This is a genomic window from Ramlibacter sp. (assembly GCF_013697775.1).
Taxonomy (GTDB): domain Bacteria; phylum Pseudomonadota; class Gammaproteobacteria; order Burkholderiales; family Burkholderiaceae_C; genus Ramlibacter.
Genome location: NZ_JACCWG010000474.1, coordinates 1 through 10,069, shown reverse-complemented (window position 1 = coordinate 10,069; position 10,069 = coordinate 1). Strand labels below are relative to the sequence as shown.

Here is a 10,069-nt window from a genome sequence, read left to right as displayed (position 1 = left end):
GGTCCTTCACCGACACCGGCACGCCGTCGAGCGGGCCGAGCGGCGCGCCGCGCGCCCAGCGCTGCGCGCTCTGTTCGGCGGCCGCCAGCGTGCTGTCGGGATCGAGCAGGCAGAACGCATTGAGGCGCGGATTGCATGTGTCGATGCGCCGCAGCACGGCGCGCGCGGCGTCCATGGGCGAGATCTCGCGCGACCGGTAGCCGGCCAGGAGTTCGGAGGCCGTGGCGTCGGCCAGGTCGCTCGGGTGCGTCATCGGGTTTTCTTTCGTCTAGGCCGGCTGCAGCGTCTTCGCCGCGGCCGGTGCACGGTCCAGCGCGCCGAGGCGCTCGACGATGCAGAGCGCGCACCGTCCGGAGAACTGCAGGAACCGGGAGTTCACGCCCACGCGCGGCAGCACGTAGGTGCAGAAGTTCGGTCCTTCGGTGATGATCCCGAGCGCCCACAGGTCGGGCCAGACGCTGGCGTTGGCGGCCACCACGTTCTGCGCCCGGTCGACGTCGATGCCGCCGGGATGGAAGCCGCCGTTCATGAACGGCCGGGCGACCCCGCGCTGCACCAGGCGCGCCAGCAGCGAGGCGTTCTGGCGCAAGGGATAGACGCAGCTGTCGATGCGCGCGCGCACCAGCACGTCGAAGCCGAGCGAGGCTGGCGCCGCCAGCGCGGAAGACCCGAGCAGAAAGCGCCCCTGCACCGGGTCCAGGCGCACGGAGGGATTGCTGCCCGGTCCGAACCGCAGGATGCCCGCGTCCAGCAATGCGAGCAGTTCCATGTTGCGCTCCTTCGGCGCACCCGCGGACACCCGGTACATGGTGGGAACGGTGCGGCCCAGGAACGCGCGATGGCTTTCCTCGGTCAGGCCGCCATAGTCCACCGCGTGCCGGATGTGGTCGCGCACGTCGCGCAGGACATCCGTTGCGGCCTTGACCGGATCGCTCACGTTGCCGCCGCACGCGTGCGCCAGGTCCTCCTCGAGGTGGCAGCGGACCGCCCGCGCGAACGCGGCTTCGTCGGCAAACACGGTGTCTCCCAACGGATCCAGCGCGCGCGCCACTGCTTGCAGCTCGGCGGCGGTCGGCTCGAAGTCCGCCGCCTGCGCCGCCTCGCCATGGGTCGCGCTGAGCCGCAGTGCGTAGCACATCTCCTTGCGCAACTGCGGCATCAGCTGCCGCTCGAAATCGAGATTGGCCGGCGCTCCCGAGGCGCCGGTTTGCGCGCGCAGCGCATCGATCCACTCGCGCGTAAAAAAGCGCGGCCGGTGCAGCCCGCTCACGCCCTTCTGGTTGGTGGCGCGGGCGGAGAACGGAATGCCCTGGCGCGAGAACACGACCAGCCGGGGCTCGCGGCCACTCGGCCGGTACAGCAGGCGCGCCGGACCCGCGAGCGCGAAGGTCCCGCCGCGGCCCGTGGTCAGTTCGGAAATCACGTCGTAGGCGGTCAGCCCGATGCCCTGGATGCCGACGGTCGCCTGCGAGGAGATCGAGCGCAGTTCCGCCACCGGCTCCGGCGATGCGATGAAGCGCAGCTCGGGGTTGCGGCGGCGGCTGGCGGACACGGCCTGCGCCAGCGCTGCGTCTTCCTGCGCCTGCAGGTTCTCCGTGTGGCCGGTCGCCAGCACGACGTGGTCCGCCCGCACCGGGCTGCCGCCATCCATCTCGACGATGAAGCCGCCCGTCGGCACCGGGCGCAGGTCCATTGCCTTGTGCCGGTGGTGCGTCACCGACATGCCCGCGGGCAGCGCGCGCACGATGGTGTCGAACACGTGCGTGGCATACGCGCCCAGCAGGCAGCGCGGCAGGTAGTCGTTCTCCTCCACGGGCCGGCCGTCGGCCTCGGCGCGCACGTAGCGCCCGCCGACCTTGCGCAAGCCCAGCGACCGCGCCCACTCCAGCAGCGAGGGACCTTGCACGATCGGACCCGCGTCCCGCACCGACGGATCGGTGAACAGGGTCAGCTGGCCGCAGACGGTGTTGGCCAGCAGGTGTTCGCGCTGGAAGTCGCTGTGCGCGCCCTGCCCCGGTTCGCCCGGGTCGATGGCGTGCACCTGCAGTTGCCACGCGGGCCGCGCCTGCGCATAGACCGCCGAAAGCCGCTCCAGCATGCTAAGCCCGCGCGGGCCCAGGCCCACCAGGGCCACGTAAAAGGTATTCGCCATGCCGCGGTGCCTCAGCCGGCGCGCTTGATGATCCAGCCGTTCTTCACCTCCTCCATGCCCACCTTCGGGTAGTACGGCATCGCCTCGGGCGAGGCCAGAAGCAGCAGCATCGATTGCGAGCCGACCTCTTCCTTCACGCGCCCCAGCAGCTCGCGCCCGATGCCAGCGTTCTGGTGCTCCTTGGCCACGGCCAGGTCGGACACGTAGCAGCAGTAGCTGAAGTCCGTAAGCGCCCGCGCCAGGCCGACCAGCTTGCCACCAGCGAACGCGCCGATCACCAGGTTCGCGTTCTTGAGCATGGCGGCGATACGCGGCACGTCGTCCACCGGCCTGCGGATGCCGGAGGAGCGGTAGAGGTCGCAGACCTGTTCGGGGCGCACGTCGGGCGACACGATGTAGTCGATCGCGGGGCGGGCGGAGGTGGAGTCGGTCGTCATGGGGCTCTTGGTCATGGAGTGGTTTGAAGGGTTTGCAAAAAGGCGCGCTTGCCGGGCTTGTCGCGCCATGCGTTGCTGTCCGGCAATGGTGCCGATTTGGCGACCACCTGGGGCCAGGCCGCGGCCAGCCGCGCGTTGATCTGCAGGAAATCTTTCTGGTCGGCGGGCAGCTCCTTGTCCTGGTAGATCGCGTCCACCGGGCATTCCGGCACGCAGACATTGCAGTCGATGCAGACGTCCGGGTCGATCGCAAGGAAGTTCGGCCCTTCGTGGAAGCAGTCCACGGGACAGACCTCCACGCAGTCCATGAACTTGCACTGGATGCATTGTTCCGTCACCACGAATGTCATGTCCGCTCCTTTGGTTTCAAGCCAGTGCCGCTTGCGGCGCCGGCACGGGGCGTGCGGCGTACGCGCGGTCGAACCACGGCTTGTCGCCGAACGTGAAGGCGTAGCGCGCGTCGGTGCCCAGCAGGTGGTCCATCAGCTTCTGGTAGAGGAACTGGAGCACCTCGGTGCAGGCGAGCGCGGTCGCGAATTCGTGCAGGTCGTAGGCCGTTCCGCTCTGGCGCATCAGGCGCAGGTCGGCGAAGCCGGCAAGGATGTCGCGCCCGGCGCGGATCGACAGCGGCGAGCGGATGCAGTAGCGCACGCGCGCATGCGCATGGCCCGCGTGGTGGTAGTCCGAATAGACGGTGAGGTCGGCCATTCTCGGGGCGAAGAACCAGCCGCGCTCCGGCGCGACCTGGTCCTGCGGAAAGTAGCCCGGCGTGTAGTGCCAGGAGTTGTAGCGCATCCGCGCGGACACGGCGTTCACGATGTTGCACACCGTCTTTCCGGCGAAGCGCCGCGCCCAGGGGGGCGGCCGGAACCACGTGGCAGAAATATTCCGACGGCCCCAGTTCGCTGGCGGACGCGGTGGCGCGCGCCGCATGCAGTCCAGCGAACCGCCGGAAGTCGCGCACGCCGCGCGTCATGCCCAGATCGGAGCGCGTCTCGGCCACCGCCTGCGCGACCACCTTGTCGATCAGGCCCTCCAGGCGCGAAGCGAAGCGCGGCGATCCGTCGTCCGCAAGGTCTTCGCTCGTGAGCCAATGGCCGATGTCGGCCTGCGGCCAGTCGGCCGCGAGGTGGCTCAGGCGCCGCTGCACGGCCGCGATCTTGTGGTAAGGGGCGGCATTGATGTCGTCCACCGCCGGCCCGGTGAACACCACTTCCTTCTTGCGAAGGTTCAGGCCGTTGATGGTCCGGATGAAACGGTAGGACTGGCCGATGCGCGTGCGCATCGCCGCCAGCGACTCGGCCTTGGAGAGCAGCGAGGTGCTGCCGTCCCACGGAGCGGCGCAGGTGTCGCAGTCGTCGAATTGCGCGTAATACTCGCGCTTGTCGTCGAGAAAACGATGCAACACCCGCAAGGACAATTGGCTCGAATTAAGCTCTTCGGCACGGTAATTGGCGCCTGAGCGGATCAGCACGAAGATGCAGAGCACCACCGTCAGCGACTCGATGCGCGCGAGCTCGCGGCGCGTGCGCACATCCGCGATACACGAGGCCAGCGTGGACGCGCGCGGACTCTCCGGCTTGCCGAGCTCGTAGAAATTGGAGGCGCAATGGTCGCCCAGGTAATAAATCAGCGGCGCCATGTGCTCGATCGCGCGCGTCACCTCGGCGCAGGCCGCGTCGTACCCGATCTGCTCGAAGAACGCGGCGGCTGTGCCGCGGTCCGCCTCCAGGCGCAGCATCTGCTGGTGGCGCAGCTCCAGGAAGCACGCGAACGCGTCGCTTTCCAACGGAAGGAAGCCGAGAACGTGCTCGGTGCCGCACAGCGCGTCGCGCGGCAGCATCGCGAGCTTGCCCTGTGGCCAGTACACCAGCGCCGTGTTGGCGGGCGTGGCGGCGACGCCAGGCCCGGGACGCTCGGCGCATTGCAGCACGAAGTGTTCCGAGTCGGCCAGCGACGACACCGCCTGCTGCATCGGGATGCGGTCGTCGAGCGTGAGCGCGCGGTAGAACAGATCGGGCGCCGCGAGGCCGGGCGCGGCGTCGCTGATGGTCTGGAGGATGTCTTTGATGGCCATGTCGTTCAGGACTCAATGTCTCTTGCAATTAGCGCAAATAGGAATGCGCAATACAACTACCAGCACTGGCAGTTCGGCATTGCAATTTGCTAATTTCTAAATGGAGTATTTGCCGGCGCGGCCATCGCAGGAGCGCAGGCGGACGCGGCGCTGCAAGCGCGGCGGCAGGCCCCTGGATGGGAAACCGGTTTTCCACGCTGCTACAATCTTGGGTTCCGCCGGAGTAGCTCAGTCGGTAGAGCAGCTCATTCGTAATGAGAAGGTCGGGGGTTCGATTCCTCTCTCCGGCACCACACACAGAAAGCCCTCCAGCTGTCGCGGCTGGGGGCTTCTCGCTCTAGGGCGACAGGCGTCTACAGGCGCGCGGCCGCGAGGCTCCACACGATGGCCGCGAGCTGCGCGATGTTGATCGCGATCGCGGTGAGGTGCATCCTGCGGAATCCGGGAATCGCATCCGCGTCGTACGCGATCTGCGCGCCAAGCGCGTCCATCTTGGGAATGACCATCCTGCGCAGCACGATGGCAAGCAGCACCAGCCCTGCACCGCCGGCCGCGAGCGCCGCCCGGTCCGCGAGCGCATAGCTGATCGACGTCGCGCCCGCCGCAACGATCGCCGCCTTGTAATAGAAGTTGAAGAAGCCCCGCACGAAGCGCGCGTCCAGCGGCGTGTCGTGCTTGAGCACCAGCAGCGGAATCGAACCCAGGATGAAGTAGGCGGTCGTGACCAGCAGCGCCACGGTGGACGCCAGGGCCGCGATGATGGCTGCTTGCATCTCCTGTCTCCTGGGAAAGCCGATCTGGTGCGCAGTGTCGCACCGGCGCCCTCGCGAATCCACAGGGCGCGTGGACAACGCTGTGGACAACGCCCGGGGAATGCGCGCATCGCGAGCAATGGCGCGGTTTGCCACGGAGTGCCTGCGCATTAAGCGCATGCGCGGCATGTGCCGCACCGGCGTCGTGCGGGGGCCACGCCGATTGCAACACTTGAGGCAAGGCGCGCGCGCAGGGCGAAACTGAGGCGAGAATGCGGACCCTCCTGCCCAAACGAACTCCGCGTTCACCGCATGCCGCTCTTCAAGAACATCGTCGTCTACCGCATCGGTCCCGAATGGACGCCGCCCCCGCTCGAACAACTGGAAGAAGCGCTGCAGCGGCTGGCCTTCGTGCCCTGCGGCCCCACGCAGGAAAACTCCGCGGGCTGGGTGCCGCCGCGCGGCAAGGACAACGGCGCGCTCGTCGAAGCGGTCGGCGGCCAGTGGATCGCGCAGCTCGCGGTGGAGCGCAAGGCGGTGCCGGGCGGCGCGGTGCGCACCGAACTCGATGCGCGCTGCAAGGCGCTGGAAGCCGAGCGCGGGCGCAAGCCGGGCCGCAAGGAGAAGGCGGAAATCAAGCAGGAGATTGTGCAGACCTTCCTGCCGCGCGCGTTCAGCAAGCGCAGCGCGCATTGCCTGTGGCTGGACATCGACAAGCGCAGCCTGGTGATCGCCGCGGGCAGCATGAAGGCGGCCGAACCGGCGATCAAGCAGCTGGTGGACGTGATGGCCGAACTGGGCCACGTGCTGCCGCTGGCGCCGCTGTCCACCTCGCTTGCGCCCGCCACCGCCATGGCCGAATGGCTCACGACCAAGCTGGCGCCGCAAGGCTTCACCATCGACCGCGACCTGGAACTGAAGAAGCCGGGCGAGGAACGCTCGGTGGTGCGCTATGCGCGGCACAACCTGGAGCTCGACGAGATTGGACAGCACATCCAGGAAGGCAAGCTGCCCACGCAGCTGGCGCTGACGTGGAACGACAAGGTGTCTTTCGTGCTCACCGAGCAGCTGGGCATCCGCAAGATCGACATCCGCGGCGTGAAGGACGTGGCGAAAGGCGAAGACGGCTTCGATGCCGACGCGGCCATCGCCACCGGCGAACTCTCCGGGCTGCTGCCGCAGCTGGTGGCGTCGCTCGGCGGCGAACACATCGCCGCCGGTTGAGGCAGAACCCGGGCCGCCGCGCCGCGGCGGCTGCGGGCTTCGCTTACTTGGACAGCTTTTTCTCGACGGCCTTACGCGAATTACCCGCGCTCTTCACGGCTTGCTTCACTTCGGCCGCACTGGCCCCGGTCTTCTTCGCCTCGTAGCGCACTTCATGCTCCTGACCGCCGGCCACTTTGGACCGGTCCTGGGCGCGGCCGGACGTGGATTTCTTGCTCGTTACCATGTCGATGCTCCTGTCGTGGTTTTGGAGCTTGCAGGATTGCGCCTCCCTTCGCCGCGCAGTCGCAGGCCGGCTTCGATGCTTTGCGTAAGAGTGGGCCTTCAGCGGCGGCCGGCCCTCTGGCCAAGCCAGATGCTGCCGACCACCAGGACGACACCGGCCACCTGCAGCGGCGCAAGCGTCTGCGCCAGCAGCAGCCAGCCAAGCAGCATGGCGGTCACAGGACTAAGCAGCACCAGCGACGACACCACCGAGGACTCCAGGCGCGCGATGCCGCGCAGCCACAGCGCATAGGTCAGCGCCATGCCGATGAGGCCCAGCCACGCGAGCGCCAGCAGGTTCTGCACCGTGGGCACGGGTATCGCCGGCTCGAACAGCACGGCCACCGGCACCAGCAGCAGGCCGCCCGCGGTGAGCTGCCACGCGGTGAACGTGAGCAGCGACACCGGCGGCTGCCACCGGCGGCTCAGCACCGTGCCGCAGGCCATGGAGGCCGCGCCCGCCAGCCCCGCGGCGACGCCGACCGGGTCCAGCGCCGCGTTCGGCGCCAGCACCAACAGCGCGACGCCTGCGGCCCCGACAAGCGCGGCCGCGATGGACAGCAGCCGGATCGGGCTGGCCAGGACGAAGCGGGCCAGGAACACCACCAGCAGCGGCTGCACCGCGCCCACCGTGGCGGCCACGCCGCCGGGAAGCCGGTAGGCCGAGATGAACAGCATGCTGAGAAAGATCGAGAAGTTCAGCGCGCCCAGCAGGAAGATGCGCGCCCACCAGATGCCGGCGGGCAGCTGCCGCACAAGGGCCAGCAGCAGCAGGCCCGCGGGCAGCGCGCGCAGCATGGCGACCGTCACCGGCGAGAAGTTGGCCAGGAACTCGGTGGTGACGATGTAGGTGCTGCCCCAGATGGCGGGCGCGATGGCCGTGAGCCACAGGTCGGTTGCGCGCGCCTTCACGCGATCTGCAGCACGTCGGCGAGCGGGCGGCGCGGCTTTTGCGGCCAGTTCCCGGGCGCGGCGCGGCCCACCGCTACCAGCATCACCGGCACCTCGCCGCGCGCCAGGCCGAATTCGCGCGCCACGCCTTCGGCATCGAAGCCGACCATGGGGCCGGACACCATGTCCAAGGCCTGCGCCGCATGCATCAGCGTGGCGGCGCCGAGGGTGGCCGAGCGCACCGCCTCGTCGCGGGCGGTCTGCGGGTCGGCGTATTGCACGCATGCGCCTTCCTGCCAGGCCGAGGCCATGTCCGCCGGCATGAAGCCCCCAGCCACGAAGCCGGAAAGCCTTGCGGAAACAACCGCGTGGTCGGGCAGCACGCCGCAGACGATGAAAGTCACGGCGGCGTCCGAGACCTTGGCCTGCCCGTGCGCCAGCTGCCGCAGGCGTTGCTTTGCCGCGGGCGTGCGCACCGCGATGAAGCGCCAGTTCTGCAGGTTGTAGGCAGTCGGTGCGCGCGTGGCCAGGCGCGCCAGCTCCTCGATCTGCGCGTCGCTCAAGGCATGTTCCGCGTCGAACAGGTTGGCCGAGACGCGCTGCTCGATGAGGGCAATGGTGGGGTTCGTTGTCATGCGGTGAGCTTAGGAAGTTCACCTTCAGATGAGAATCCGCCAGAATGGAAAGACATTCTTCACTCACAGAGAACAGCGCATGGACCGCTATACCGCCTTGCAGGTGTTTCGCCACGTGGCGGACCTCAACAGCTTTGCCGGCGCGGGGCGGCGGCTGGGGCTGTCGCCGGCGGCCGTGAGCAAGAACGTCGCCGAGCTGGAGGCGCACGTCGGCGCGCGGCTGATCCACCGGACCACGCGGCGCATGTCGCTGACGGCCGAAGGCGCGACCTACCTGGAGCACGTGGTGCGCGCGCTGGACGCGCTGTCCGAAGCGGACCAGTCGCTGTGCCCGGTGAAGAAGGGGCCGAGCGGCACCTTGCGGGTGAGCGCGCCCATGACGGTGACGCTGACGCGCCTTTCGGCGGCGATTCCGCGCTTCCTGTCGCGCCACCCTGCGCTGACGCTCGACCTGCACCTGGACGACCGCAGGGTCGACCTGATTCGCGACGGCTTCGATCTTGCCATCCGCGGCCGCGACAGCCTGGAGGACTCCAGCATGGTCGCCAGGCGGCTCACGGCCATGCCGCACGTGCTGTGCGCCGCGCCGGCGTATTTCGAGGCGCATGGCGTGCCCCGAGTGCCCGCCGACCTGCAATCGCACACCTGCGTGCGCTTTTCCCTGTCGGCCCACGCGGACACGTGGGAGTTCAGCAAGGACGGCCGCACCGAGCGGGTGGCGGTGCATGCGCGCTACTCGGTCACCTCCAGCTTGGCCGTGCGCGACGCTCTGCGCGAAGGCTTCGGGCTGAGCCTGATGCCGCGCCCGTATGTGGAAGACGACTTGCGGCAGGGGCGGCTGCAGGTCGCTCTGCAGGACTGGCGCACGGTGGAGACCACGCTCTACGCGGTCTATCCGTCGCGCCAGCACCTCGCCCCGAAGATCCGCGTGTTCCTCGACTTTCTTGCCGAGGAATTCGACCGGCCGTGATGGGCGCCGCACCACTCATCTGCAGCTTCTCCACAGCTCTGTCCACCGTTTCTGTGGATAACACCTAAAGCGCCTTCGGCACCGCCTGCGCCAGGAAGTCGTACACCGCGCGGATGCGCGCGTTGCCCCGGATCTCGCGGTGCACTGCCAGCCACATCGGGATCGGCGGGATCTTCAGCATCGGCAGCAGCGGCACCACCGCCGCGTCGCCGCGCGCCAGGTAGTCGGCCACGAAGCCGATGCCCACGCCGGCGCGCACCGCCTGCCAGTACGCCACCAGGTCGTCGGTGCGCAGCACGAACTGCTCGCGCGCGAGGGTATGGCCGAGGGCGGCGAAGCCCTTGCGGATGGCGTCGTTGCGGTCGCCGCCCACCAGGTCGTGCGCCAGCAGGTCCCCGATGGTGCGCGGCACACCGCGCCGGCGCAGGTAGTCGCGGTGCGCATAGGCGCCCAGCGTCACCTTGCCGATGCGCCTGGCGATCACGGTGGACTGCTCCGGCTGCACCATGCGCAGCGCGATGTCGGCCTCGCGCCGCAGCAGGTTGCTCACCGCGTCGCTGGCCACCAGTTCCACCTGCACCTGCGGCAGCGCGGTGCGCAGCTGCGCCAGGATGGCCGGCAGCAGGTGGCACGCCACCGGCTGGCTGGCCGTGATGCGCACCGTGCC

General features: G+C 68.8%; 12 protein-coding genes and 1 tRNA gene. 3 read left to right on the top strand and 10 right to left on the bottom strand.

What is annotated here, in order from left to right; translation table 11 throughout:
- From H0U68_RS24040 to H0U68_RS24020, 5 genes are all read right to left on the bottom strand, one after another.
- On the bottom strand, positions 1-253 hold a 253-nt coding region (locus H0U68_RS24040; RefSeq protein WP_296359515.1), incomplete at its 3' end, for an amidase family protein.
- A 15-nt stretch (positions 254-268) separates the two neighbouring features.
- Positions 269-2,152, bottom strand: a complete 1,884-nt coding sequence (locus H0U68_RS24035; protein WP_296359513.1) for an FAD/NAD(P)-binding protein — start codon at positions 2,150-2,152, stop codon at positions 269-271.
- Positions 2,153-2,163: 11 nt separating this feature from the next.
- Positions 2,164-2,604 (bottom strand): GNAT family N-acetyltransferase, encoded by a 441-nt coding sequence (locus tag H0U68_RS24030; protein WP_296359511.1) that lies wholly within the window; start codon positions 2,602-2,604, stop codon positions 2,164-2,166.
- Positions 2,601-2,939, bottom strand: a complete 339-nt coding sequence (gene fdxA, locus H0U68_RS24025; RefSeq protein WP_296359509.1) for a ferredoxin FdxA — start codon at positions 2,937-2,939, stop codon at positions 2,601-2,603. The genes H0U68_RS24030 and fdxA overlap by 4 nt, the downstream gene beginning before the upstream one ends.
- Positions 2,936-4,666, bottom strand: coding sequence for a hypothetical protein (locus H0U68_RS24020; RefSeq protein ID WP_296359507.1), 1,731 nt, complete (start codon positions 4,664-4,666; stop codon positions 2,936-2,938). The genes fdxA and H0U68_RS24020 overlap by 4 nt, the downstream gene beginning before the upstream one ends.
- Before the next feature lie 217 nt (positions 4,667-4,883).
- On the opposite strand from H0U68_RS24020, the gene H0U68_RS24015 reads away from it, so the two are divergent.
- Positions 4,884-4,959: transfer RNA gene (locus H0U68_RS24015), tRNA-Thr, on the top strand.
- A gap of 60 nt (positions 4,960-5,019) precedes the next feature.
- Here the strand turns inward: H0U68_RS24015 and H0U68_RS24010 are convergent.
- A complete protein-coding gene (locus tag H0U68_RS24010; RefSeq protein WP_296359505.1) occupies positions 5,020-5,439 on the bottom strand; it encodes a hypothetical protein in 420 nt (139 codons plus the stop codon).
- Positions 5,440-5,730: 291 nt separating this feature from the next.
- Here H0U68_RS24010 and H0U68_RS24005 point away from each other — a divergent pair, with 291 nt between their 5' ends.
- Entirely contained in the window at positions 5,731-6,642 is a 912-nt protein-coding gene (locus H0U68_RS24005; protein WP_296359503.1) for a recombination-associated protein RdgC, read from the top strand.
- A gap of 43 nt (positions 6,643-6,685) precedes the next feature.
- Here the strand turns inward: H0U68_RS24005 and H0U68_RS24000 are convergent, their stop codons facing one another.
- From H0U68_RS24000 to H0U68_RS23990, 3 genes are all read right to left on the bottom strand, one after another.
- Entirely contained in the window at positions 6,686-6,868 is a 183-nt protein-coding gene (locus tag H0U68_RS24000) for a DUF3606 domain-containing protein (protein WP_296359502.1), read from the bottom strand.
- 98 nt (positions 6,869-6,966) lie between these two features.
- Positions 6,967-7,818, bottom strand: coding sequence for an EamA family transporter (locus H0U68_RS23995; protein ID WP_296359500.1), 852 nt, complete (start codon positions 7,816-7,818; stop codon positions 6,967-6,969).
- Positions 7,815-8,432, bottom strand: a complete 618-nt coding sequence (locus H0U68_RS23990) for a nitroreductase family protein (RefSeq protein WP_296359498.1) — start codon at positions 8,430-8,432, stop codon at positions 7,815-7,817. The genes H0U68_RS23995 and H0U68_RS23990 overlap by 4 nt, the downstream gene beginning before the upstream one ends.
- 79 nt (positions 8,433-8,511) lie before the next feature.
- Between H0U68_RS23990 and H0U68_RS23985 the strand changes: the two genes are divergently transcribed.
- Positions 8,512-9,402: a LysR family transcriptional regulator gene (locus H0U68_RS23985; RefSeq protein WP_296359496.1), complete on the top strand. Its 891-nt coding sequence runs from the start codon at positions 8,512-8,514 to the stop codon at positions 9,400-9,402.
- Positions 9,403-9,466: 64 nt separating this feature from the next.
- On the opposite strand, the gene H0U68_RS23980 is transcribed toward H0U68_RS23985, so the two are convergent.
- The coding region (locus tag H0U68_RS23980) for a LysR substrate-binding domain-containing protein (RefSeq protein ID WP_296359495.1) at positions 9,467-10,069 on the bottom strand (603 nt) is incomplete at its 5' end.